The 24,136-nt window shown below is 55.8% G+C and carries 22 protein-coding genes; 5 read left to right on the forward strand and 17 right to left on the reverse strand.

The features are described 5' to 3' along the window. Nucleotides 1-297: 297 nt before the first annotated feature. Genes hemG through pepQ form a run of 4 tightly spaced genes read right to left on the reverse strand, consistent with a single transcriptional unit; the run spans nt 298 to nt 4,281 of the window. A complete protein-coding gene (gene hemG, locus ABLV08_RS21160) occupies nt 298-831 on the reverse strand; it encodes a menaquinone-dependent protoporphyrinogen IX dehydrogenase (protein WP_015368833.1) in 534 nt (177 codons plus the stop codon). Between the two features lie 11 nt (nt 832-842). Continuing rightward, nucleotides 843-2,294, reverse strand: a complete 1,452-nt coding sequence (trkH, locus tag ABLV08_RS21165) for a Trk system potassium transporter TrkH (protein ID WP_015368834.1) — start codon at nt 2,292-2,294, stop codon at nt 843-845. Nucleotides 2,295-2,335: 41 nt separating this feature from the next. Then, the gene (locus ABLV08_RS21170) at nt 2,336-2,950 is read right to left on the reverse strand and encodes an IMPACT family protein (RefSeq protein ID WP_015704001.1); all 615 of its coding nucleotides are present in this window, start codon (nt 2,948-2,950) and stop codon (nt 2,336-2,338) included. After that, the gene (gene pepQ, locus ABLV08_RS21175; protein ID WP_015704000.1) at nt 2,950-4,281 is read right to left on the reverse strand and encodes a Xaa-Pro dipeptidase; all 1,332 of its coding nucleotides are present in this window, start codon (nt 4,279-4,281) and stop codon (nt 2,950-2,952) included. Before pepQ ends, ABLV08_RS21170 begins: the two co-directional genes overlap by 1 nt. Before the next feature lie 191 nt (nt 4,282-4,472). Between pepQ and fadB the strand changes: the two genes are divergently transcribed. Both fadB and fadA read left to right on the forward strand, forming a co-directional pair. After that, the gene (fadB, locus tag ABLV08_RS21180; RefSeq protein ID WP_045367526.1) at nt 4,473-6,662 is read left to right on the forward strand and encodes a fatty acid oxidation complex subunit alpha FadB; all 2,190 of its coding nucleotides are present in this window, start codon (nt 4,473-4,475) and stop codon (nt 6,660-6,662) included. A gap of 9 nt (nt 6,663-6,671) precedes the next feature. Further along, on the forward strand, nt 6,672-7,835 hold the full coding sequence (gene fadA / locus ABLV08_RS21185) for an acetyl-CoA C-acyltransferase FadA (RefSeq protein WP_015703998.1): 1,164 nt from the start codon (nt 6,672-6,674) through the stop codon (nt 7,833-7,835). A gap of 104 nt (nt 7,836-7,939) precedes the next feature. Here fadA and fre read toward each other — a convergent pair whose 3' ends face one another. Both fre and ubiD read right to left on the reverse strand, forming a co-directional pair. Further along, nucleotides 7,940-8,641, reverse strand: coding sequence for an NAD(P)H-flavin reductase (fre, locus tag ABLV08_RS21190; protein ID WP_008807928.1), 702 nt, complete (start codon nt 8,639-8,641; stop codon nt 7,940-7,942). Between the two features lie 55 nt (nt 8,642-8,696). Next, nucleotides 8,697-10,166, reverse strand: coding sequence for a 4-hydroxy-3-polyprenylbenzoate decarboxylase (ubiD, locus tag ABLV08_RS21195; RefSeq protein ID WP_015368839.1), 1,470 nt, complete (start codon nt 10,164-10,166; stop codon nt 8,697-8,699). 177 nt (nt 10,167-10,343) lie between these two features. Between ubiD and rfaH the strand changes: the two genes are divergently transcribed. Next, on the forward strand, nt 10,344-10,832 hold the full coding sequence (gene rfaH / locus ABLV08_RS21200; protein WP_015703997.1) for a transcription/translation regulatory transformer protein RfaH: 489 nt from the start codon (nt 10,344-10,346) through the stop codon (nt 10,830-10,832). Between the two features lie 8 nt (nt 10,833-10,840). Here the strand turns inward: rfaH and tatD are convergent, their stop codons facing one another. The 9 genes from tatD to udp all read right to left on the reverse strand — a co-directional run bounded on the left by tatD (nt 10,841) and on the right by udp (nt 18,796). After that, nucleotides 10,841-11,635, reverse strand: a complete 795-nt coding sequence (gene tatD, locus ABLV08_RS21205; RefSeq protein WP_175879618.1) for a 3'-5' ssDNA/RNA exonuclease TatD — start codon at nt 11,633-11,635, stop codon at nt 10,841-10,843. A 32-nt stretch (nt 11,636-11,667) separates the two neighbouring features. Continuing rightward, nucleotides 11,668-12,441 carry a Sec-independent protein translocase subunit TatC gene (gene tatC, locus ABLV08_RS21210; protein WP_348856237.1) on the reverse strand — a complete coding sequence of 258 codons (774 nt, stop codon included), beginning with the start codon at nt 12,439-12,441 and terminating at the stop codon, nt 11,668-11,670. Between the two features lie 3 nt (nt 12,442-12,444). Next, on the reverse strand, nt 12,445-12,981 hold the full coding sequence (gene tatB, locus ABLV08_RS21215) for a Sec-independent protein translocase protein TatB (protein ID WP_077204067.1): 537 nt from the start codon (nt 12,979-12,981) through the stop codon (nt 12,445-12,447). 3 nt (nt 12,982-12,984) lie between these two features. Further along, nucleotides 12,985-13,236 carry a Sec-independent protein translocase subunit TatA gene (gene tatA, locus ABLV08_RS21220; protein WP_015368844.1) on the reverse strand — a complete coding sequence of 84 codons (252 nt, stop codon included), beginning with the start codon at nt 13,234-13,236 and terminating at the stop codon, nt 12,985-12,987. Between the two features lie 131 nt (nt 13,237-13,367). Next, nucleotides 13,368-15,008, reverse strand: a complete 1,641-nt coding sequence (gene ubiB / locus ABLV08_RS21225) for a ubiquinone biosynthesis regulatory protein kinase UbiB (protein ID WP_015368845.1) — start codon at nt 15,006-15,008, stop codon at nt 13,368-13,370. After that, nucleotides 15,005-15,610 carry an SCP2 domain-containing protein gene (locus ABLV08_RS21230; RefSeq protein ID WP_032713803.1) on the reverse strand — a complete coding sequence of 202 codons (606 nt, stop codon included), beginning with the start codon at nt 15,608-15,610 and terminating at the stop codon, nt 15,005-15,007. The genes ubiB and ABLV08_RS21230 overlap by 4 nt, the downstream gene beginning before the upstream one ends. A gap of 13 nt (nt 15,611-15,623) precedes the next feature. Continuing rightward, the gene (gene ubiE / locus ABLV08_RS21235) at nt 15,624-16,379 is read right to left on the reverse strand and encodes a bifunctional demethylmenaquinone methyltransferase/2-methoxy-6-polyprenyl-1,4-benzoquinol methylase UbiE (RefSeq protein WP_015368847.1); all 756 of its coding nucleotides are present in this window, start codon (nt 16,377-16,379) and stop codon (nt 15,624-15,626) included. A 70-nt stretch (nt 16,380-16,449) separates the two neighbouring features. Further along, a complete protein-coding gene (rmuC, locus tag ABLV08_RS21240; protein WP_045389267.1) occupies nt 16,450-17,898 on the reverse strand; it encodes a DNA recombination protein RmuC in 1,449 nt (482 codons plus the stop codon). Between the two features lie 136 nt (nt 17,899-18,034). Continuing rightward, nucleotides 18,035-18,796, reverse strand: a complete 762-nt coding sequence (gene udp, locus ABLV08_RS21245; protein ID WP_348856238.1) for a uridine phosphorylase — start codon at nt 18,794-18,796, stop codon at nt 18,035-18,037. 265 nt (nt 18,797-19,061) lie between these two features. Between udp and ABLV08_RS21250 the strand changes: the two genes are divergently transcribed. Then, a complete protein-coding gene (locus ABLV08_RS21250) occupies nt 19,062-19,874 on the forward strand; it encodes a dienelactone hydrolase family protein (protein WP_015703993.1) in 813 nt (270 codons plus the stop codon). Between the two features lie 59 nt (nt 19,875-19,933). Here the strand turns inward: ABLV08_RS21250 and metE are convergent, their stop codons facing one another. Then, entirely contained in the window at nt 19,934-22,198 is a 2,265-nt protein-coding gene (metE, locus tag ABLV08_RS21255; protein ID WP_045389269.1) for a 5-methyltetrahydropteroyltriglutamate--homocysteine S-methyltransferase, read from the reverse strand. A gap of 117 nt (nt 22,199-22,315) precedes the next feature. Here metE and metR point away from each other — a divergent pair, with 117 nt between their 5' ends. Further along, nucleotides 22,316-23,269, forward strand: a complete 954-nt coding sequence (metR, locus tag ABLV08_RS21260) for an HTH-type transcriptional regulator MetR (protein ID WP_045389271.1) — start codon at nt 22,316-22,318, stop codon at nt 23,267-23,269. Here metR and ABLV08_RS21265 read toward each other — a convergent pair. Then, a complete protein-coding gene (locus ABLV08_RS21265; protein WP_015368852.1) occupies nt 23,157-24,056 on the reverse strand; it encodes a carboxylate/amino acid/amine transporter in 900 nt (299 codons plus the stop codon). The genes metR and ABLV08_RS21265 overlap by 113 nt on opposite strands. Nucleotides 24,057-24,136 lie beyond the last annotated feature (80 nt).

Here is a 24,136-nt window from a genome sequence, read left to right on the forward strand (position 1 = left end):
TCCATGTCACTTTGAGTGCCCACACAGATTGTCTGATAAATTGTTAAAGAGCAGTGCCGCTTCGTTTTTCGCTGCGGCGCGGGGTGTGCATATTACGCTTTCCCGCCTCAGAGTCAAGCATTTATTTTTGCTTTTCTCCGCGAGGTTCTCACCGGAACCCCGCTGACCCGGCGGCTTGTTTGCCGTTGTTCCGTGTCAGTGGTGGCGCATTATAGGGAGTAATTCTGAAGTGACAAGAGGAAATTCAAAAAAACTTTTCGTTCGCTCGATTTTCCACCACAACGCGAGTTTTACGCGCTATTTGCTCGTCATTTGCGCGATTTCTCGCGCAAATCTGGCAACCTGCGGCCAATCGGTATAAACCACTTCTTTACTGGTATCCGTTTCCCCGCCGGTCATCTTCATAATTAAGCGAATCATCATTCGATCGTACCAGCGATATCGCGGATAACGCAGCGCACCGGCAAATACCGCGCAGCTCTGCGGCTGCCACGGCGAGTTAAGGAGAAACTTGCGCGTATAGCTGTTGGTTTGCGGGGTGCGCTTTTCCGGTTTGCGCGCCACCAGGTTTACCGAGAAGAACGCCCCCGGCAACGCCTGCAGAGATGCCAGATGCTTTTTCACAAAGCGGTCCAGCGCTGGATGAAAGTGCCCGTAGCGAATAGAAGCGCCAATCACCACCCGATCGTAATGATGCCACTCAACCGTCTCGGTACGGTTCAGGTTCACAGTATCCGCATCAACCCCCAGCTCTTTGAGTTCAGAAGCCAGGTAGGAGGCAATTTCACGGGTCTGCCCATCCCGGGTGGAGAAAAGAATTAAAGTTTTCACGAGCACTCCTGTTATTCGCGCCAGAAAGTGGGAGTAAAGAGCACCAATAAGGTGAACACTTCCAGACGACCAAACAGCATGTTAGCAATCAGGATCCATTTCGCGACCGGGTTCATTGTCGCAAAGTTATCAGCAACGACCCCAAGACCAGGCCCCAGGTTGTTCAATGTCGCCACAACTGAAGCAAAGGCAGAGAAGTCATCAACCCCAGTCGCAATAATAGCCAGCATACTAATGATAAAGACCAACGCATAGGCGGAGAAGAATCCCCACACGGCTTCCAGAATACGTTCCGGTAGCGCACGGTTGCCTAGCTTAATGCTATAGACCGCATTCGGGTGCACCAGGCGCTTAAGCTCACGATTCCCCTGCTTAAACAGCAACAGGATACGAATGACCTTTAAGCCACCGCCCGTTGACCCGGCGCAGCCGCCGATAAACGCAGAGCATAGCAGCAATACCGGCAAGAACAGTGGCCAGCGCGCAATACTATCGGTAGTAAACCCAGCGGTCGTCGCCATCGACACCACCTGGAAGAACGCCTGGTTCAGCGTTGTTAACACCGAGCCGTAGACATTATGTAGCCACAATACCAGTGTACAGACGATAACCAGGGTTAGCTGAACACCGATAAACATTCTGAATTCCGGGTCACGCCAGTAAACCCGCAAACTGCGTCCACTTAATAGCGAAAAGTGCAGGCCATAGTTACAGCCGGAGATCAGCAGGAAGATGGCGATAATGGAATTAATCATCGGGCTATTAAAGTAGCCGACGCTGGCATCGTGAGTTGAGAAGCCGCCGATAGCGATGGTCGCAAAGCTATGGCCGATCGCGTCGAATGCCGGCATTCCGGCAAACCACAGCGCCAATGCGCAGGCGACGGTTAATAAGACATAAATAAGCCACAGCGTTTTTGCCGTCTCGGCAATACGCGGGCGCATTTTATTGTCTTTCAACGGGCCCGGCATTTCTGCCCGGTAGAGCTGCATCCCACCGACGCCGAGGATAGGCAAAATCGCCACCGCCAGCACGATGATCCCCATACCGCCGAACCACTGCAGCATCTGGCGATAGAACAGGATGGCATGAGGCAGTGAGTCCAGTCCCACCAGCGTCGTCGCGCCGGTAGTGGTTAAGCCGGAGAAGGATTCAAAAAAGGCATCCGTCACCGTCAGATTAGGCTGTTCAGCAAAGATAAACGGTAACGCACCGACGCTACCCAACACGGTCCAGAACAGCACGACAATCAGAAACCCCTCGCGGGATTTCAGTTCGCCTTTTTGCTTGCGGTTCGGCCACCACAGCATGGAGCCAATCGCCAGGGCAACAAAGAAGGTTTGGGTGAAAGCTCGCCCCGCGCCATCGCGATATATCAAGGCCACTAATCCCGGGACAATCATTGTCCCCGAAAATAAGATGACCAACAGTCCAACGATTCGGGTTATCGCGCGAAAATGCATCTCTGGCGCTTCCTTTGGGTTACAAAAAAATCAGGTGGGGATTATTCGTCAATCTTCAGTAATTGCAATGAACCACGACTAAAATCAGCCAGTTTTGTCGAAAAAGAGGCCACTTCAGCTTGCGGAAGCGCGACGCGCAGTTGCACAGACGCCTGATATTCGCTTTCCACAATAATGCCCGAGAACTGCGCCAGCAACGCTTCTACCCCGGCCAGCTGTCCGTATTCACATTGCAAAGTATATGCGGTTAACGGCGTCTTGCGCTGCGTTTTCAACTGCGCAAGCGCCTGATGGACACCGCCGCCATAGGCCTTCACCAGGCCGCCGGTACCCAGCAGAATACCACCGTAGTAGCGCACCACCACCGCGGTTATCTCGCCGACGCCGCTGCCCATCAGCTGCGCCAGCATGGGTTTACCTGCCGTTCCCGCCGGTTCGCCATCGTCAGAGAAACCCAGCTGCTGTGAATCATCAGGAGGCCCGGCAACCCACGCCACGCAGTGGTGACGAGCGTCCGGGTGCTCAGCCCTGACCGATTCGACAAACGCTTTCGCCGCCGCCACGCCGTCGGTATGCGCCAACAGCGTGATGAAACGGCTCTTTTTGATCTCTTCAACAACGCTCACCGGCGCGGCCGGGACCAACCAACTTTCCATTACGCCAGTTTCAGGTCGCGCGTCATATTTTCGATGCTGTTTTCGTGAACCACCACGTTATCTTCGATACGAATCCCGCCAAACGGCTTCATGGCTTCAATTTTCTGCCAGTTGAAGTGCTTGCTGAACTGCCCTTCACGCCATGGCGCCAACAGCGACTCAATAAAGTAGATGCCTGGTTCGATAGTCAACACCATACGCGGTTCGAGAATACGGGTGCAGCGCAGGTAAGGATACTTCGACGGCGCCGCCAGATGCGTACCGGTATCGTCTTGCATGAAACCGGCGACATCATGAACCTGCAGGCCCAGCGGATGACCAATCCCGTGTGGCATAAACGGCCCGGTCAGATCGTTTTCCACCATCGCCTCTTCGCTCATGCCGGTCACTAGCTGGTGTTTACGCAGCAGCTTTGCGATGCGCTGATGGAACTGAATATGGTAATCAACGTAGCTGGTGCCAGCCTTCATGGTGCTAATCAGCGCCAGTTGCTCGTCGTTAACGTCTTTAATCAGCTGCGCGAAATCATTATCGCTGTGCCCTGCCCAGGTACGAGTCAGGTCCGCGGCATAGCCGTTGTACTCTGCGCCCGCATCCAACAAGAAGCTACGCATTTCGGTTGGCGCACGGTGATCCAGCTTGGTGTAGTGCAATACGGCCGCATGCTCATTCAGCGCCACGATATTGCTGTAAGGGACATCGGTATCGCGATGACCGGTCGCCGTCAGGTAAGCCTGATTAATATCGAACTCGCTCATCCCCGACTGGAAAGCTTCGTGGGCCGCGCGATGGCCGTTCACCGCCGATTTCTGCGCTTCACGCATACAGGCCAGCTCATAGTCGGTTTTGTAAGCGCGATAATAGTGCAGATAGTCGATAACGCCTTTCGGGTTGATTTTGTCTGCCGCGATCTCCAGACCTAAAGCACGTTCCGGCACCGGGCCGATATACGCTATGTTGCCACGCGCCGCGGGCAGTTGACCGCCAATGCCATCGGCTTTCGGCAACGCAATAACATCCACTTCCTCAGTCCAGAAAGAGGTCGGCAGCGGCTCAACGTTGTGCCAGTAATCGACCGGCAGATAGAACCACAGTTTCGGTTTATTCACGCCATCCACCAGCAGCCAGCAGTTTGGCACCTGGGTCACCGGCACCCACGCCTTAAACTGCGGGTTAACCTTAAACGGATACGGATGATCGTCGAGGAAGACATTGATCAGCTCGCCGGAGTGGATAAGCAGAGCATCCAGCTTGAAGCGATCTAAAACTTTGCGGGTACGTTCTTGTAGGGTAACGATATGATTTTTATAAAGCGCGGCCAGTGATTCCATCTTTTATCCTTTGCTTTTATTGGATCGTGATTCTCCGCATCTTAGCACATTGGCTCCAGGCCGGGTGATTTCTACCGGATGTGATCCGACCAGCAATTATTTAAAGAGTAATTTGCATTTTCTTAACATAAATTCCACACTCCGAGTCATCTGGTATGACCAGATCATATTGCTGGATTCAGGAGACTGACATGCTCTACAAAGGCGACACCCTGTACCTCGACTGGCTGGAAGATGGCATTGCCGAACTGGTTTTCGACGCCCCCGGCTCGGTTAACAAGCTTGATACTGCAACCGTTGCCAGCCTCGGTCACGCGCTGGACGTACTCGAAAAACAAAAAGATCTCAAAGGGCTGCTGCTGCGCTCTGAAAAAGCGGCCTTTATTGTCGGCGCCGATATCACCGAATTCCTTTCACTATTCCTGGTGCCGGAAGAACAGTTGAGCCAGTGGCTGCACTTCGCCAACAGCGTCTTCAATCGTCTGGAAGATTTACCGGTCCCTACTCTGTCAGCGGTTAACGGCTACGCGCTGGGCGGCGGCTGCGAATGCGTACTGGCGACCGACTATCGCCTCGCCACGCCGGATCTGCGCATCGGCCTGCCGGAAACCAAGTTGGGCATTATGCCTGGCTTCGGCGGTTCCGTACGTCTGCCGCGCCTGCTCGGCGCCGATAGCGCGCTGGAAATTATTGCCGCCGGTAAAGACGTCGGTGCCGATCAAGCGCTGAAAATTGGCCTCATTGACGGCATTGTTGCCGCGGAAAAACTGCATGACGGCGCGCTGGCGATTCTGCGCCAGGCGATTAATGGCGACCTGGACTGGAAAGCCAAACGTCAGCCGAAACTGGAGCCGCTGAAGCTCAGCAAAATTGAAGCCGCCATGAGCTTCACTATTGCCAAAGGTATGGTCGCGCAAACCGCCGGAAAACATTACCCGGCGCCGATCACCGCGGTAAAAACCATCGAAGCCGCCGCGCGTCTTGGCCGTGATGACGCGCTGAAGCTGGAAAACCAAAGTTTTGTTCCGCTGGCGCACACCAACGAAGCGCGCGCGCTGGTCGGTATCTTCCTTAACGACCAGTACGTCAAAGCGAAAGCGAAAAAACTCACTAAAGATGTCGAGACGCCGAAGCACGCTGCCGTATTAGGCGCCGGCATTATGGGTGGCGGCATTGCTTACCAGTCAGCCTGGAAAGGCGTGCCGGTGGTGATGAAAGACATTAGCGACAAATCGCTGACCCTTGGCATGACCGAAGCGGCGAAGCTGCTGAATAAACAGCTGGAACGCGGAAAAATCGACGGCCTGAAGCTGGCCGGAGTGATTAGCACCATTCAGCCAACGCTGGAATACAGCGGTTTTGACCGCGTGGACGTCGTCGTTGAAGCGGTGGTGGAAAACCCGAAAGTGAAGAAAGCGGTACTGGCGGAAACCGAAGAGAAAGTGCGTCCGGACACCGTGCTGGCTTCCAACACCTCAACGATTCCTATCAGCGAGCTGGCCAGCGTTCTGCAGCGCCCGGAGAATTTCTGCGGTATGCACTTCTTTAACCCGGTACATCGCATGCCGCTGGTTGAAGTGATCCGCGGCGAGAAAACTTCGGACAAGACCATTGCCAAAGTCGTGGCCTGGGCCAGCAAAATGGGCAAAACACCGATCGTTGTGAATGATTGCCCCGGCTTTTTCGTTAACCGCGTCCTGTTCCCCTATTTCGCAGGCTTCAGCCAGCTGCTGCGCGACGGCGCGGACTTCCGCAAAGTCGATAAAGTAATGGAAAAACAGTTTGGCTGGCCGATGGGCCCGGCCTATCTGCTGGATGTTGTCGGCATCGATACCGCGCACCATGCTCAGGCGGTAATGGCGGCGGGGTTCCCACAGCGGATGCAGAAAGATTATCGCGATGCTATCGACGCGCTGTTTGACGCCAGCCGTTTCGGCCAGAAGAACGGCCTCGGTTTCTGGCGTTATAAAGAAGACAGTAAAGGTAAGCCGAAGAAAGAAGAAGATGCCGCAGTCGATAGTCTGCTGGCCGAAGTCAGCCAGCCGAAGCGCGATTTCAGCGATGAAGAGATTATCGCCCGCATGATGATCCCAATGGTTAACGAAGTTGTTCGCTGCCTGGAAGAAGGCATTATCGCCAGCCCGGCGGAAGCGGATATGGCGCTGGTATACGGCCTGGGCTTCCCTCCGTTCCACGGCGGCGCATTCCGCTGGCTGGACACCATCGGCAGCGCAAAATATCTCGATATGGCGCAGCAATACCAGCACCTCGGCCCGCTTTATGCAGTGCCGGAGGGTCTGCGTAATAAGGCCCGTCATAACGAAGCGTATTATCCTCCAGTAGAACCAGCCCGTCCGGTTGGCGAACTGAAAACGGCTTAAGGAGTCACAATGGAACAGGTTGTCATTGTCGATGCAATTCGCACCCCGATGGGCCGTTCAAAGGGCGGCGCCTTTCGCAACGTGCGTGCGGAAGACCTCTCCGCACACCTGATGCGAAGCCTGCTCTCGCGTAACCCGTCCCTTGAGGCGAGCGCGATTGACGATATTTACTGGGGCTGCGTGCAACAAACGCTGGAGCAGGGTTTCAACATTGCGCGTAACGCCGCGCTGTTGGCGGAAATACCGCACTCGGTACCGGCAACAACGGTTAACCGCCTGTGCGGTTCCTCCATGCAGGCGCTGCACGATGCCGCCCGTATGATCATGACCGGCGACGCCAGCGTCTGCCTGATTGGCGGCGTTGAGCACATGGGCCATGTGCCAATGAGTCATGGTGTCGATTTCCATCCGGGCCTTAGCCGTAACGTGGCGAAAGCCGCCGGTATGATGGGGCTGACCGCGGAAATGCTGGCGCGTCTACACGGCATTAGCCGTGAAATGCAGGATCAATTCGCCGCACGTTCCCACGCTCGCGCCTGGGCGGCGACGCAATCCGGGGCATTCAAGGCGGAGATTATCCCGACCGGCGGCCACGATGCCGATGGCGTGCTGAAATCCTTTAATTATGACGAAGTGATCCGCCCGGAAACCACCGTAGAAGCGCTGGCGGCGCTGAGACCGGCTTTCGATCCGGTGACCGGCACGGTAACGGCAGGTACCTCTTCCGCGCTTTCCGACGGCGCGGCGGCAATGCTGCTGATGAGCGAAAGCCGCGCCCGCGAGCTGGGGCTGAAGCCGCGCGCTCGCGTCCGTTCAATGGCGGTGGTCGGCTGCGATCCGTCCATTATGGGTTACGGCCCGGTTCCGGCCTCAAAGCTGGCGCTGAAAAAAGCGGGATTATCCACCAGCGATATCGACGTCTTTGAAATGAATGAAGCGTTTGCCGCGCAGATCCTGCCGTGTATTAAAGATCTGGGCTTAATGGAGCAGATCGACGAGAAGATCAACCTTAACGGCGGCGCGATCGCGCTCGGCCACCCGTTGGGCTGTTCCGGGGCGCGTATTAGCACCACCTTGATCAATCAGATGGAACGCAAAGACGCGCAGTTCGGTCTGGCGACCATGTGTATCGGCTTAGGCCAGGGGATCGCCACCGTATTCGAGCGGATGTAGGAAAAAACTCGATGCCATTATTGCCTGCCAGCCAACAGGCAATAATGGATTAGAGGGGGTTTAGTTGCCGTTCTTCCCGCCTGTCAGGGGCGGGTTTTTTATTTTCAGATAAACGCAAACGCATCGCCAAACAGGCGATCTTCACGCGCGCCGCGCTCATTACAGAACAGGTCGCGGGCAATTTTGGCCATCTCAAAACGACCGGCAATGTAAATATCATGCTCGGCCAGCGTACCGTAATCCTGCAGCACGGCGGTGAGTACCGTACCGGAGCGACCACGCCACCCTTCTTCCGGCTGCTCGACCACCGGCTCGATGCGCAGATTCGGATGCTTGATGCTTAACGCTTCCAGCTCGGCCAGATCGTACAGATGCTTAGCCTCGCGGCCGCCCCAATAAATGGCGATATCGCGATCCGGGTTACGCGCCAGCGCGGTTAACAGAATAGAACGCACATAAGAGAATCCGGTACCGCCGGCGATCAGAATCAGCGGGCGATCTTCGTCATCGCGCAGCCACGCTTCGCCATGCGGAATATCAACCTCAATTTCACGCTCTTTCAGAATGCGATCCATCACCGCCATCGCATACAGATTGAGTTCAGAAGCACCGATATGCAGCTCGATAAACTCATGCTCTGACGGCGTGGAAGCCATAGAGAACGGACGCTTGTCGCGCTCATCCATCACTACCATCAGATACTGGCCGGCGCGGAAAGAAAATGCCGCTTCCGGTACTAATCGAACGCGATACACGGTATCGGTAATCGCCTCCACCGAGGTCACTTTACAGCTTAAGGTTGTCATGCGTCCCCTCTGTCGGGTCTATAGAGCAAAACAGCGGCGTTAGCCCCGCTTACTGTTATTTAAAGATGGCCAGTTCATCCCAGATGGCGTCGATACGCGCCGTCACCTCAGGATCTTTTTTGATTGGACGACCCCATTCACGCTGGGTTTCGCCAGGCCATTTATTTGTGGCATCCAGCCCCATTTTTGAACCCAGGCCGGAAACCGGCGAGGCAAAATCCAGATAATCTATTGGCGTATTTTCTACCAGTACCGTATCACGAGCCGGGTCCATACGGGTAGTAATCGCCCAAATCACGTCATTCCAGTCGCGCGCGTTCACGTCATCGTCGCAGACAATCACGAACTTGGTATACATGAACTGGCGCAGGAACGACCAGACGCCCATCATCACGCGCTTGGCATGGCCTGCGTACTGTTTTTTCATGGTCACCACCGCCAGGCGATAGGAACACCCTTCCGGCGGCAGATAGAAATCGACGATTTCCGGGAACTGCTTTTGCAGAATCGGCACAAAGACTTCGTTCAGCGCCACGCCCAGCACCGCGGGTTCATCCGGCGGACGACCGGTATAGGTCGAATGATAAATCGCGTCTTCGCGCTGGGTAATATGGGTCACCGTAAATACCGGGAAGCTGTCTACTTCATTGTAGTAGCCGGTATGATCGCCGTATGGCCCTTCCGGCGCCATCTCGCCGGCCTCAATGTAGCCTTCAAGCACGATTTCCGCGCTGGCCGGCACTTCAAGGTCATTGGAAACGCACTTCACCACTTCGGTCTTGGTGCCGCGCAGCAAGCCTGCGAAAGCGTATTCCGACAGGGTATCAGGAACCGGCGTCACCGCGCCCAGAATGGTCGCCGGATCGGCGCCAAGCGCCACGGAAACCGGAAAACGTTCGCCGGGATGCGCCGCGCACCACTCCTGGAAATCGAGCGCGCCGCCGCGGTGGGACAACCAACGCATGATGAGTTTATTTTTGCCGATCAGCTGCTGGCGATAAATACCCAGATTTTGCCGCTCCTTGTGCGGGCCGCGGGTCACCGTCAGCCCCCAGGTAATCAGCGGCGCGGCATCTTCCGGCCAGCAGGTCATAATCGGTATTTTGTTGAGATCGACATCATCGCCCTGGATGATTTTTTGCTGACAAGGCGCGCCGCGCAGGCGTTTGGTCGGCATATTCAACACTTGCTTGAACTGCGGCAGCTTATCAAACAGATCGCGGAAGCCTTTTGGCGGTTCCGGCTCTTTCAGAAAGGCCAATAGCTTCCCGACTTCCCGTAGCGAACTGACGTCTTCCTGGCCCATCCCCAGCGCCACACGACGCGGCGTGCCAAACAGGTTGCACAGCACCGGCATCGAGTAGCCTTTCGGGTTTTCAAACAGCAGCGCCGGGCCGCCGGCACGCAGGGTGCGGTCGGCAATTTCGGTAATTTCCAGATGCGGGTCGACCGGCAGGGTTATCCGTTTTAGCTCGCCCTGCTGCTCAAGTAATGTCAGAAAGTCGCGTAGATCGTGGTATTTCATGGAGTTATTATTGACCTCTATACAAGCGGCTGATTATACGATTTTCGCCGCAACGATGCTGTACTTTTGTTAAATAAGCGTAAATGAACAGGCTATTTACGCTTTCGCTTATAATGGTTTTCGCGATTGTTCCAGGCTTTTGTTATGCTTGCAGGTAGTAAAGCGGAAAGAGTCATTATGCAAGCCTGGTACTTACTTTATTGCAAACGTGGGCAGCTTCAGCGCGCCCAGGAACACCTTGAACGTCAGGCAGTCAATTGCCTGATGCCGACGATCGCGCTGGAAAAAATCATCCGTGGTAAACGTACTACGGTCAGCGAGCCCCTGTTCCCAAACTATCTGTTCGTCGAATTCGATCCCGAGATCATTCATACCACCACCATCAGCGCTACCCGAGGGGTGAACAGTTTCGTCCGTTTTGGCGCCCAACCGGCAGTGGTCCCTTCAGAGGTGATTCACCAGCTTTCCATCTATAAACCGGAAGGTATTACCGACCCGGAAACGCCTCATGAAGGCGACAGCGTGTTAATCACCGACGGTGCTTTTGAAGGGCTGCAGGCTATTTTCACCGAGCCCGACGGCGAAGCCCGTTCAATGCTGCTCCTCAATCTGTTGAATAAACAGGTCCTGCAAAGCGTTAAAAATACCGACTTCTATAAAATCTGACGGCGCGGTTAGAAGCGCACGCCAAACAGCTTCCTGACGTTCGCATCCGTAACCTCCTCCAGCCATTGCGCTTCCTCGCCTCGCCAGCCCGCTACGCTTGCCAGAATATGCGGCAGATAAGCGGGCTCGTTGCGCCGCGAGGAGGGCTTCGGCTTCATATCCCTCGGTAATAGATATGGCGCATCGGTCTCCAGCAGCAGACGTTCCGCCGGGATCGCCGGTAACAGTTCACGAAGCTCCAGTCCCCGCCGCTCATCGCACACCCAACCGGTGATACCGATAAATAAACCTCTATCAAGACACTGAATCACTTCCTCGCGGCTACCGGTAAAGCAGTGCAACACGGCGCCTGGCAGTTTATTGAGCCACGGCTCCAGCAGCTCAAGGAACCGTTGATGGGCGTCGCGGCAGTGTAAAAATACCGGCATTGAGAGCTCGGCCGCCAGCGCCAGCTGGGCGCTGAATGCCTTCTCTTGCTCCTGCGGCGTTGAGAAATTACGGTTGAAATCAAGACCGCATTCGCCAATCGCCGCCACCTGCGGCTGGCGGGCCAGCGCGTGAATTTCTTCGGCCACCGACTCCGTCCAGGTGCTGCTATCGTGCGGATGTACACCCGCGGTAGACCAGCAGTTGGCGTAACGGCCAGCCATCTGCTGCGCCTGCTGGCTTTCATGCAGATTGGTGCCGGTCAGCAACATCCCCTGGACACCCGCCGCCTGCGCGCGCGCAACCACCTCGTCGTGATCGCGGGAAAACTGCGAGCTGGTCAGATTTACGCCAATATCAAACATCATAACTCCCATATGACAACCGCCCTGACGGGCGGTTGGCGTTGTTACTCTTCTTTGCTCTCCGCCTCTTCGGCGGAGGCATCTTCGTCACGCGTCAGGCGTTTCCCGGTGTAGAAACGGGCAAAGAACACCCCGACTTCAAACAGGCAATACATGGGGATGGCCAACAGCGTTTGCGAGAACACATCCGGCGGCGTCAGCAGCATACCGACCACGAAGGCGCCCACCAGCACGTAGGGCCGTTTTTTACGTAAATCTTCCGGCGTCGTGACGCCCATCCAGCAGAGCAGGACGATGGCGACCGGCACTTCAAACGACACGCCGAAAGCCATAAACAGCGCCATGACAAAATCGAGGTAGCTACGGATATCGGTCGAAACTAATACCCCTTCCGGCGCGGCGTGAGTCAGGAAGCCGAATGCCAGCGGGAACACGACGAAATAAGCGAAAGCCATACCGATATAAAACAGCAACGTACTGGAAACCAGCAGCGGCATGACCAGCCGACGTTCATGCTTATACAACGCCGGCGCGACGAACGCCCATACCTGATAAAGAATGACCGGTACCGACAGGATCACCGAGACCATAAAGGTCAGTTTGATCGGCGTGAAGAAAGGAGAAGCGACATCGGTGGCGATCATCGTCGCGCCTACCGGCATTTTGCTGATAAGCGGAGCGGATACCAGTTGATAGATATCATTGGCGAAGTAAACCAACGCCAGGAAGATCACCAGGATGGCAATAATGCTGTTGAGCAGGCGCTTACGCAGCTCAATCAGATGAGAAATTAACGGTTGAGTCTCGTCTACGCCCATTTTTTACGCTTTATCACTCGATGCGGGGGAAGAATCTGGCACTGCCGCGGCGGCTTTTTCCTTAGCTGCCGGGGCTTCAGCCGACGAAACGGATGGCTCCTCGGCAACGGGCTCCGGGGTATGTGCCGGAGCGCTGACCTGGTGTTCCGCCGTCGCCGGCGTGACATCCTGGCGCTGCGCTTCGCTACCTTTGACGACCGGATTATGAATGGTGTTCGCTTCGTCGCTGGCCTTTTCAGGATCGTGGGCGGTATAGGAACGCTTCATAGATTCAGCTGCTTCACGCAGCTCGTCCATCGAGGCTTTGAGCTCCGGAGTCAGATTATCCAGGCTGGCTTTCTCCACCTTCTTCAGGCTCTCCTGAAACTCCTGCAGTTTTAGCTCCTGGGCAAGCTCATTTTGTACGGTGGTCGCCAGCGAGCGCAACGTACGGATCCAGCTGGCCACCGTTTTAACGGCGACAGGTAGTCGCTGTGGCCCCAATACGATGAGGCCAATCACGAACACCAGCAATAGTTCACTAAAACCGATATCGAACACGAATTACACCTGCTCTTTGTCGTGGCGTTTTGTCTCGTCTTTTTTCGCATCATCTTGTTTATCAGCGATAGTTTTCGCTGCAAAATCTGCATCGGCTGAGGATTTATCGGATTTTTCGTCATCGCTCATCGCTTTTTTAAAGCCCTTGATCGATGCGCCTAAATCCGAACCCAGCGAGCTCAGCTTCTTCGTCCCGAAAAGCAGAACTACGATGACGACAACAATTAACAACTGCCAAATACTGATACCACCCATACACGTTCCCCTATGACAGATGATGAATGATGAGAGCGCATTATACACGTCATCCGGTGAGACGCCTCTTTGTCAGACCGCTCACATGACTTCGCGCAAGAATCAATGCGCCAGAATAAACGCGAAACCTGTCAGCGCGTTTTTCGCCAACCAATAAGCCAGGTTACGACGCCGCCGGCCATCAGCCAGCCTGGCATCATGCCCCACTCCGGGCGGTGGATAAATAACAGCGTACCGCTTAAAAGCAAAACGGCGCCTATACCAAACAGATAACGGGACTGCCCCTGGCGCACGTGGCGCACCTGGAAGTCGCGCACGATGGTATCGACGCTGGTCTGCAGCTGTTTGCTCTGCTGCAGGCTTTGGTACACCAGCTCAGGAATTTCCGGCATTCGTTCAATCCAGAACGGCGCTTTTTCTTTAAACGCACGCACCAGCGCGGGAATACCGACCTGATCCTTAATCCACGACTCGAGAAAAGGCTTCGCCGTTTTCCACAAGTCTAACTGAGGATAGAGCTGACGACCTACCCCTTCTACGTAAAGTAATGTCTTCTGAAGCAAAACCAGCTGCGGCTGGACTTCCATGTTGAAACGCCGCGCGGTATTAAACAGATTCAGCAATACGTGGCCGAAGGAGATTTCCGCCAGCGGCTTTTCAAAGATGGGCTCGCACACGGTGCGAATCGCAAACTCAAACTCTTCAACGTTGGTATCCGGCGGCACCCAGCCGGAATCGACGTGCAGCTCGGCAACCTTACGATAATCACGGTTGAAGAAAGCAATAAAGTTTTCCGCCAGATAGCGCTTATCGTCTTTGTTCAGCGAGCCGACGATACCGCAGTCGATACCGATATATTGCGGGTCATGCGGATGATCGTAGCTAACGAAAATATTACCCGGATGCATATCCGCATGGAAAAAGCTGTCGCGGAACACCTGGGTAAAGAAGACCTGCACCCCACGCTCCGCCAACAACTGCATGTTGGTGCCCTGGGCTTCCAGCGCGGCGACATCGGACACCGGAATACCGTAGATCCGCTCCATTACCATCATGCCTTCGCTACAGTAATCGGAATAGACTTCCGGCACGTATAGCATTGGGCTGTCTTCGAAATTGCGCCGTAGCTGAATAGCATTAGCCGACTCGCGTAACAGATTCAGCTCGTCCATCAGCGTTTTTTCATATTCGCGGACGACTTCCTGCGGACGCAGACGGCGGCCATCCGGCAGCAGACGAGGCACCCAGCGCGCCAGGCGGTAGATTAATTTCATGTCCGCTTTGATCACCGGCAGGATATCCGGGCGGATGACCTTGATGACGACCTCTTTGCCGTTGTCTTTCAGGCGCGCGGTATGGACCTGGGCGATGGAGGCGGAAGCGAGCGGCTCAATGGCGAAATCATCGAACCAGGCTTCAATGGGCAGCCCGCCCATCGCTTGTTCGATCTGTTGTTTAGCCAATTTGCCATCGAAAGGTGCGACGCGATCCTGCAGCAGCGCCAGTTGATCGGCGATTTGCGGCGGGAACAGATCGCGGCGGGTGGAGAGCATCTGGCCGAACTTAATCCACACCGGGCCCAGCTCCTGCAGCGCCAGGCGTAAGCGTTGACCCAGCGGTTTATCTTTGTGGCGATTCGGCATCCAGAACAACATTCGCCGCCAGATGCGCAGCGGCAACGTGATACGCATTTTGGGAATGAGCTCATCAAGCCCGTAACTCAAAAAGGTGCGGATGATAAAATACAGGCGCCGTAATTCTCCTGGCGTCATTTGCCCTCCAGCGTTTCCAGCCGTTTTTCCAGTGCGGCCAGCGCGCGTTCAACGGCGGCGGATTCTTCAGCAAACCAGGCCATTTCCAACGGCCCCGGCGCCAGTCGCCACTCTTCGGTAATCGCTTCAGCGACGTAGCGCTGCTGGCTTTTCGCGCCCTGCAGCAGGAAGCGCGCGCCGCCGCGAAGCACCTTGCCAACCCCTTCAGCGACGATATCGCCGGTATACGGCGCCAATAGCTCTGCCGGGTCGAACTCCGCCAGATCGCAAAGTGCGACCATGTTCTGCACAACCTGCAGGTCGCCCTGTACTTCCAGATCGCCGCTGCGAATCAGCGCGGTCAGTTGTTGGCGGTTACGCAACTGCGGCAGCACGCTCAGGCGGGTTATCACGGTACAGTCAGCTTCGCCTTCCCACGCGCCGAGCACGTCGATTTGCTGCTCGCTAAAGGCCAGCACGACAGGCGCCGACAGCTCTTTGAGCTCTACGCGCAGCACTTTCCCCAGCAGGCGCTGACGCGCCGGTTTAAGCGCGCGGTCGCGCCAGAGAAAAGTATTAAGAACCGTTTCGATGCCAGCGGTAACCAGTGGTGCGAAAGGCATAGCGTCCCTCCTGTCAGAACTTATAGCCGCGGTGTAGCGCGACAATACCTGCCGTCAGGTTGTAGTAGTCGACGCTTTCAAAACCCGCCTCCTGCATCATGCCTTTCAGGGTATCCTGATCGGGATGCATGCGGATGGATTCCGCCAGATAGCGATAGCTTTCCGCATCGTTTGCCACCAGCTCGCCGACTTTCGGCAGCACGTGGAAGGAATAAGCGTCGTAGGCTTTGCTCAGTGGTTCGAGAATCGGTTTAGAAAACTCCAGAACCAGCAAACGTCCGCCCGGTTTCAGCACGCGGTACATTGAACGCAGCGCTTTGTCTTTATCGGTAACGTTACGCAGGCCAAAGGAGATGGTGATGCAGTCAAAGGTGTTATCCGCAAACGGCAGCGCTTCGGCGTTGGCCTGAACGTACTCAACGTTACCGACAATACCGATGTTGCGCAGTTTTTCGCGGCCCATTTTGAGCATCGAGTCATTGATATCGGCGAGCATTACGCGGCCGGTTTCGCCCACCAGACGGGAAAACTTCGCCGTCAGGTCGCCGGTGCCGCCCGCTAAGTCCAGCACAGTTTGCCCGCGACGCACGCCGCTGCAGTCGATGGTGAAGCGCTTCCACAAGCGATGAATCCCGAACGACATTAAGTCGTTCATCACATCATATTTTGCAGCGACAGAATGGAATACATGCGCCACCATGTCCGCCTTCTGCTCTTTGGCTACCGTCTGAAAGCCAAAATGCGTTGTTTCTTGTGAATCCTCAACCATCTCTATGCCCGCTTACTTATCAAGAAAATGTTCAGCGAGTGTAACAGATTCAGGCCATTTCCCATACGTTTCAGCTTGGCCTGACGTGCTCGTTTGCGCTCACTGCAGGGTCGGAATCGGCGCTAAACACATCTTCCTGCGGTGAATTTTCATCTTCCTCAAGGCGATATTCTTCATCCTGCGCCGTGGCCTGCTCGACTAAATCAGGATTAATCCCGCGCTTAACCTCGACCCCCAGGCCACGGAATGACTCGGCCTGTACCAGCAGGTTGCCGCGCCCGGAGGCGAGCTTTTTCATCGCCTGGCGATAGTTATCCTGCGCTTTATCAAGGCTTTGACCGATAGCCGACATATCGTCGACAAACAGCCGCATCTTGTCATACAGGCGCCCGGCGCGCTCGGCGATTTTTTGCGCGTTACGGCTTTGATGCTCATAGCGCCACAAGTTGGCGATGGTGCGCAACGCCACCAGCAAGGTTGTCGGGCTAACCAGCATAATATTGTTCTTCAGCGCCTCGCTGATAAGCTCAGGTTGGCGGTCGATAGCCAGCAGGAACGCCGGCTCAACGGGGATGAACATCAGCACATAGTCGAGCGAACGAAGCCCCGGCAGTTGTTGGTAATCTTTACGCCCCAGCAGGCGAATGTGGTTACGCACCGAGGCAATATGCTCCTGTAGCGCCGCTTCGCGGGTGTAGTCGTCGTCAGCGTTGAAGTAGCGCTCATAGGCGACGAGGGTCATTTTGGCGTCGATAACCACGTCTTTGCCCTGCGGCAGACGCACGATAACATCCGGCTGCATCCGCGAGCGGTTATCGGTTTCGATGCTCACCTGAGTTTGATACTCATAGCCTTCGCGCAGGCCGGAGGCCTCCAGCACGCGGGTTAGCACCACTTCTCCCCAGTTGCCCTGAGTTTTGTTATCACCCTTCAGCGCTTTCGTCAGGTTCAGCGCCTCTTGCGCCATCTGTGCGTTCAGCTGTTGCAAATTGCGGATTTCGTGCGCCAGCGTGTGGCGCTCACGCGCCTCCTGGCCGAAGCTGTCCTGCACCTGGCGACGGAAGCCGTCGAGCTGTTCGCGCAGCGGCGTCAGCAGGCCATGCAGGCTCTGGCGATTTTGTTCATCAACCCGGCGGTTGCTGTGCTCAAATATGCGGTTCGCCAGGTTTTCAAACTGCTCGCTCAGGCGCTGCTCGCTGTTGACCATCTGGCGAATTTTATCTTCGGCGTGCAACTGCGTGGATTCCAGACGGGTGGTCACTTCACGCAGGTCGGCCTCCAGCGAGGTGTTGATATCACGCAGGCTGCGCAGCTCGTTGTTGAGAAGTTCGCACTCATCGCGCCAGTGCGATTCCTGCACCAGCTGCTGACGTGCGGCGCTAAGTTCAATATCCAGCTCGCGGCGCTCTTCAATGAGATCGGCACGGATTTGATCGGCGCGGGCTTTTGTCGCCAGCCAGCCAACGATTAACCCTGCCGCCAGCGCCACCACGGCGCTTATCACAATAGAGATATCCACAACGCCTCCCCGGCAACCACTTACGGCACAAAAATAGAATTGTGCTGTACAAACGTCCAGTTGAAAAGGATTTTCCTGCGAGGCGCTACGCAAAAAAAAGGCCGGAAGATCCGGCCCTGTGAGAAAGAGAGAAGAACTACAGCAGACGGCGCGCCGCTTCCACAACGATTTTCACCGCGTGGATTTCGGTTTGCTTCATGGTTTCGGCGTTAGGGATCTCTTGCTGGGTACGGTTGACGATAACCCCTGCCACCATCCCTGCGCGCAGGCCCTGGCTGGCGCACATGGTCAGCAGCGTAGCGGATTCCATTTCATAGTTCATGACGCCCATTGCCTGCCACTCTTCCATCGAGCCTTTGAAACGGCTCACGACGCGGCCGGAGAAGGTGTCGTAACGCTCCTGGCCTGGATAGAAGGTATCAGAGGAGGCAGTCACGCCGATATGCGTGGTCGCGCCGATTGATTTCGCCGCTTCCACCAGCGCGGTGGTACAGGCGAAGTCAGCAACGGCCGGGAACTCCATCGGCGCGAAGTGCAGGCTGGCGCCGTCCAGACGGACAGAACCGGTCGTCACCAGTACATCGCCAACATTGATATGCGGCTGAATCGCGCCGGTGGTACCGATACGCAGGAAGGTACGAACCCCCAGCTGCGCCAGCTCTTCCACGGCGATAGAGGTCGACGGGCCGCCGATACCGGTGGAGCAAACAATCACCGGTTTGCCGTCCAGCTCAGCGCGCCAGGAGGTAAATTCACGATGTGATGCCAGCTTAACCGGCTTATCCATCAGCGCGGCGATCTTTTCCACACGCTCCGGATCGCCAGGGACGATAGCCAGCGTAGCCCCTTGTAAATCGTTCTTAGTGAGGCCGAGATGAAAAACATCAGACTTGGACATAAAAAACTCCTCTGTGGGTCGAAGTATCAGCAGAAGCAAAAGGGTACTTTACAGAAGCCACTCGCTTATTTTTGTGATGATAGTCACCATGCATAATAATGATTGCATTTGTTTTTCAACAAATAGTGATTTACATCACATTAACAAGTTATATTCGCGGTCACAGAACAAAAGATAGCCGCTTTCAGGCACTGTGCTTTATTAACGTTCAGTCTAAGAGTCTATATTTATCGATGCGCTAATAAATAAGGGTACGGAGAATACCATGACCACCACCAAGCAACCCGGATTCGCACCTGCAGCCTCGCCGCACGCCTCTACCGCCGTCCATACGTCGGATGAGCACATTACCGCCGGAGAAACCTCGATCCCATCGCAGGGCGAGAATATGCCGGCCTATCACGCCCGCCCGAAAAACGCCGACGGCCCGCTGCCGATCGTTATCGTGGTGCAGGAAATTTTCGGCGTACATGAGCATATTCGCGATCTGTGCCGCCGCCTGGCGCAGGAAGGCTATCTGGCGATTGCGCCAGAACTCTACTTCCGCCAGGGCGATCCGAATGAGTACAACGATATCCCTACCCTGTTCAAAGAACTGGTCACTAAGGTGCCTGACGCACAGGTGCTGGCGGATCTCGACCACGTCGCCAGTTGGGCGGCACGCCACGGCGGCGATGCCCATCGTCTGCTGATCACCGGTTTCTGCTGGGGCGGGCGCATCACCTGGCTGTATGCCGCGCATAACCCGCAGTTGAAGGCAGGCGTCGCCTGGTATGGCAAACTGGTGGGAGAAAAATCGCTGAATTCGCCAAAACACCCGGTGGATATCGCCGTCGACCTCAACGCGCCGGTACTTGGCCTGTACGGCGCTAAAGACGCCAGCATTCCGCAGGATACCGTCGAGACCATGCGCCAGGCGCTGCGGGCGGCGAATGCGAACGCCGAGATCGTGGTCTATCCCGAGGCCGATCACGCTTTTAACGCCGACTATCGCGCCAGCTATCACGAAGAGTCAGCCAAAGACGGCTGGCAGCGAATGCTGGCCTGGTTTGCTCAATATGGCGGTAAAAAAGGGTAACTCGCCTGATACATGAAAAGAGGAGGCCGTGGCCTCCTCTGTTGTTTTCCGCGTATCTATCAGGCTGATTCGCGCAGATTCTGCGCCGCTTGCACCATGTTAGCCAGCGCGGCGCGAGTTTCCGGCCAGCCACGGGTTTTCAGGCCGCAGTCCGGGTTAACCCACAAGCGCTCCGCCGGAATACGCTGCGCGGCCTTCTCCAGCAACCCTTCAATCCACTCCACGCTCGGTACGTTTGGCGAGTGAATATCATAAACGCCCGGGCCGATTTCGTTCGGATATTCGAACTCTTCAAACGACTCCAGCAGTTCCATGTCAGAACGCGAAGTTTCAATGGTGATGACGTCGGCATCCAGCGCGGCGATAGAATCCATGATGTCATTGAACTCGCAATAACACATGTGGGTATGAATCTGGGTATCATCCTTAGCAACCGCGGCGTTGATGCGGAAAGCTTCGACGCCCCACTGTAGATAAGCATCCCAATCACTGCGCTTCAGCGGCAGACCTTCGCGCAGTGCCGGTTCATCAATCTGAATAATACCGATACCGGCCGCCTCCAGATCCGCCACTTCATCGCGCAGCGCCAGCGCAATCTGCTTCGCGATGGTTTCACGGCTGACATCTTCGCGCGGGAAGGACCAGCACAGAATGGTCACCGGACCGGTCAACATGCCTTTGACCGGCTTGTCGGTAAGAGACTGCGCGTACTTCGCCCACTCGACGGTGATCGCTTGCGGACGGCTGACGTCGCCGATAACCACCGGCGGCTTCACGCAGCGAGAGCCATAGCTTTGCACCCAACCGTTTTGCGTAAAGATGAAACCGTCCAGATGCTCACCGAAATACTCCACCATGTCATTACGCTCGGCTTCTCCGTGCACCAGCACGTCTAAACCCAGACGTTCTTGTTCGACGATCGCCTGCTTAATATGTTCGGCAATACCCGTCCGATAATGACTGGCATCAAGATTGCCCTTTTTGAAGTCCAGACGTAGGGTACGAATTTCGGTTGTCTGCGGGAATGAACCGATCGTCGTCGTCGGCCATGCTGGCAAGTTAAAGCGCCTGCGCTGCGCTTGTGCGCGCTCAGCATAAGGACTGGCGCGCTGGCTGTCCTGAGCGGTGATTGCCGCCAGCCGTTTTTCCACTGCCGCGTTGTGTACGCGAGTCGAATGGCGACGAGCCTGGATTGGCGCGCTCCACGCCTCGATCGCCGTCGTATCACCGCTGTTCAGCGCATCGCGCAGCAGCGCCAGTTCGCCGCACTTCTGCAGGGCGAAAGCAAACCAACTTTTTACTTCGGCATCAAGACGGGTCTCTACGCTCAGATCGATCGGGCTATGCAGCAAGGAGCAGGAAGAGGCGACCCATAGTTCGCGTTGACCGACAATCGCCTTAATTTGCGCATATTTTTCCGTGAGATCGGCGCGCCAGACGTTACGACCGTTGATCAGCCCGGCGGATAACAGCCAGTCGGCCGGCAGACGTTTATGTAGTTCAGCAACATCATCTTTGCCATGCACCAGATCGACGTGAAGCCCCTGTACCGGCAGCGCGGTGATAACATCAAGGTTGTCGGCGATCCCTTCAAAATAGGTAGTCAGCAGTAGTTTTACCTGCCCCTGCAGGGCCTCATAAGCCGGTTTAAAGGCATCCAACCATGCTTGCGGCAGCTCCAGTACCAGCGCCGGTTCATCAATCTGCACCCACTCAATGCCGCGTTTCGCCAGCTCGCCCAGTACCTGCTGGTAAACCGGAAGGATATCGTTCAGCAGGCTTAAACGGTCAAACTGTTCGCCTTTTACTTTGCCCAGCCACAGATACGTTACCGGCCCCAGCAGTACGGGCTTAATCTTGTGGCCCAGCGCCAGCGCTTCGTCCACTTCATCCAACAGTTGAGTCCAGCTCAGCTTGAACTGCTGGCCCTGGACAAATTCCGGCACCATGTAGTGATAGTTGGTATTGAACCACTTGGTCATTTCCGCGGCGGCAGCGGGTTCGCCGGTCGGCGCGCGACCGCGACCAATACGGAACAGAGTATCGATATCGACGGTGCCGTCTTTGTTCTGATGACGAGCCGGCACGTTGCCCAACAGCAGGCTGGTGGTCAGAACATGGTCGTACCAGGCAAAATCGCCCACCGGCAGCAGATCAATGCCCGCCTGTTTCTGCTGCTCCCAGTGACGAGCGCGCAGTTCGCGACCTACCGCCAGCAGATCTTCACGCGTGGCCTTGCCCGCCCAGTAGCTCTCTTGCGCTTTTTTCAGCTCGCGGCGAAGGCCAACGCGAGGAAAACCGAGGGTGTGATTGAGGATTGTCATGTTATGCCCCTTATGGAATTTTTTGCATTTAGCCATCCAGATGTTTACACATCCATAATGTAAAGGTACTGTATATTCCTCAAGCGCAAATTATTCATGCCGAAGTGAAGGACATTCATGATCGAGATTAAGCACCTGAAAACGCTACAGGCGTTGCGGAACAGCGGTTCGCTGGCGGGCGCGGCGGCGGCCCTGCACCAAACCCAGTCGGCCCTGTCCCACCAGTTTAGCGATCTGGAACAGCGCCTTGGCTTCCGTTTGTTTGTGCGTAAAAGCCAGCCGCTACGCTTCACGCCGCAAGGAGAAATTCTGCTGCAGTTGGCCAATCAGGTACTGCCGCAGATCGCTCGCGCGCTACAGGATTGCAATGAACCACAGCAAACCCGTCTGCGGCTGGCGATTGAGTGCCATAGCTGTATTCAATGGCTCACCCCGGCGCTGGAAAGCTTCCGCGTCCGCTGGCCGCTGGTGGAAGTTGATTTTCAGTCCGGCGTCACCTTTGACCCGCAGCCAGCCCTGCAGCAGGGTGAACTCGATCTGGTGATGACCTCAGATATTTTGCCGCGTAGCGGCCTGCACTATTCACCAATGTTTGATTATGAAGTTCGTCTGGTGTTAGCTCCGGAACATCCGCTGGCGGCAAAAACGCGCATCTCCCCGGAAGATCTGGCTGCGGAAACGTTACTGATTTATCCGGTACAGCGCGGGCGGCTGGATATCTGGCGCCACTTCCTGCAACCGGCGGGGATCAGCCCACAGTTGAAAAGCGTCGATAACACGCTGCTGTTGATTCAGATGGTTGCCGCACGAATGGGTATTGCCGCCCTGCCGCACTGGGTGGTGGAAAGTTTTGAACGCCAGGGTTTGATTGTCACCAAAACCCTGGGAGAAGGACTGTGGAGCCGGCTGTATGCTGCAGTGCGCGATGGCGAGCAACGCCAGCCGGTAACAGAAGCGTTTATTCGCTCAGCGCGGAACCACGCTTGCGATCATCTGCCGTTTGTACGGAGTGCGGAGCGACCCAGCGGCGATGGACCCATAGCGAAGCCAGGATTACCAGCGCGCCAATGATAAAGCTTGGCCAGTGAGGCTGCTCCTGCCAGATAGCGAGATTAACCAACAGCCCGGCGGGGACGTGAACGTTATTCATGATCCCCAACGTACCGGCATCCACCTGCGTCGCGCCGTAGTTCCACATGAAATAACCCAATCCGGATGCGACCACGCCAAGCCAGACCAGGATTCCCCACTGCAGGCCGGTAGTCGGTAGCCTCTGCGGATTGCCCAGCATAAACCACGCCGCTACCGCCACAATAAAGGCGCCGGCATAGAACCAGGCAAAAGCATTGTGTTGCGGCATCGGGCGGACTTCCATCAAACGCTTGTAGCCCACCATGCCGATGGCGAAGCAGATATTCGACAACTGCACCAGCAATAGCCCGGTCCAGAAATGATCGCTGACTTTGTCATAGCGGATGATCGCCGCCCCTAACACCGCCAGCGCCGCGCTAAGCAGATAGCCCCAGCGCAGTTTACGGCCGCTGAGCAGATCGTAAATCAGGGTGATATACAGCGGGGTAAAGACCGTAAACAACAGAAATTCCGAGACCGTCAGATAAAGATAGGCGCGGAAAGCCAGCAAATACATGATGCCAAGCTGCATCGCCCCCACTAGCATATAGAGTACGATGGTGCGCGGAGACTGGCCGCGCGTACGCAGGAAAGGCAAAAACACCAGCGCTGCCAGGCCCACGCGCATCAGCACGGAAAAATAGCTATCGACGCTACCGGCAAGGTATTCGCCAATCAGGCTAAAAGAAAAGGCCCACAGGATAGTGGTGATAATTAATAGCGCCACAATGGTCGTCTCATTGAATAAAGAACAGGCATTGTAGCGGAGAGAGAGGTTGACGACTGGCCAGTTATTAGCCAGTCGTC

This window comes from Klebsiella sp. CN_Kp088 (assembly GCF_040064335.1).
GTDB lineage: Bacteria > Pseudomonadota > Gammaproteobacteria > Enterobacterales > Enterobacteriaceae > Klebsiella > Klebsiella aerogenes.

Excerpts from the sequence above, each read along its gene's own strand:
- ABLV08_RS21170 (WP_015704001.1), bottom strand. The coding sequence starts at position 2,950 with ATGGAAAGTTGGTTGGTCCCGGCCGCGCCGGTGAGCGTTGTTGAAGAG.
- fadB (WP_045367526.1), top strand. The coding sequence starts at position 4,473 with ATGCTCTACAAAGGCGACACCCTGTACCTCGACTGGCTGGAAGATGGC.
- trkH (WP_015368834.1), bottom strand. The coding sequence starts at position 2,294 with ATGCATTTTCGCGCGATAACCCGAATCGTTGGACTGTTGGTCATCTTA.
- metR (WP_045389271.1), top strand. The coding sequence starts at position 22,316 with ATGATCGAGATTAAGCACCTGAAAACGCTACAGGCGTTGCGGAACAGC.
- ABLV08_RS21250 (WP_015703993.1), top strand. The coding sequence starts at position 19,062 with ATGACCACCACCAAGCAACCCGGATTCGCACCTGCAGCCTCGCCGCAC.
- fre (WP_008807928.1), bottom strand. The coding sequence starts at position 8,641 with ATGACAACCTTAAGCTGTAAAGTGACCTCGGTGGAGGCGATTACCGAT.
- tatD (WP_175879618.1), bottom strand. The coding sequence starts at position 11,635 with ATGGGAGTTATGATGTTTGATATTGGCGTAAATCTGACCAGCTCGCAG.
- ABLV08_RS21230 (WP_032713803.1), bottom strand. The coding sequence starts at position 15,610 with ATGCCTTTCGCACCACTGGTTACCGCTGGCATCGAAACGGTTCTTAAT.
- pepQ (WP_015704000.1), bottom strand. The coding sequence starts at position 4,281 with ATGGAATCACTGGCCGCGCTTTATAAAAATCATATCGTTACCCTACAA.
- ubiD (WP_015368839.1), bottom strand. The coding sequence starts at position 10,166 with ATGAAATACCACGATCTACGCGACTTTCTGACATTACTTGAGCAGCAG.
- metE (WP_045389269.1), bottom strand. The coding sequence starts at position 22,198 with ATGACAATCCTCAATCACACCCTCGGTTTTCCTCGCGTTGGCCTTCGC.
- ubiE (WP_015368847.1), bottom strand. The coding sequence starts at position 16,379 with ATGGTTGAGGATTCACAAGAAACAACGCATTTTGGCTTTCAGACGGTA.
- ubiB (WP_015368845.1), bottom strand. The coding sequence starts at position 15,008 with ATGACGCCAGGAGAATTACGGCGCCTGTATTTTATCATCCGCACCTTT.
- tatC (WP_348856237.1), bottom strand. The coding sequence starts at position 12,441 with ATGGGCGTAGACGAGACTCAACCGTTAATTTCTCATCTGATTGAGCTG.
- udp (WP_348856238.1), bottom strand. The coding sequence starts at position 18,796 with ATGTCCAAGTCTGATGTTTTTCATCTCGGCCTCACTAAGAACGATTTA.
- fadA (WP_015703998.1), top strand. The coding sequence starts at position 6,672 with ATGGAACAGGTTGTCATTGTCGATGCAATTCGCACCCCGATGGGCCGT.
- rfaH (WP_015703997.1), top strand. The coding sequence starts at position 10,344 with ATGCAAGCCTGGTACTTACTTTATTGCAAACGTGGGCAGCTTCAGCGC.
- tatA (WP_015368844.1), bottom strand. The coding sequence starts at position 13,236 with ATGGGTGGTATCAGTATTTGGCAGTTGTTAATTGTTGTCGTCATCGTA.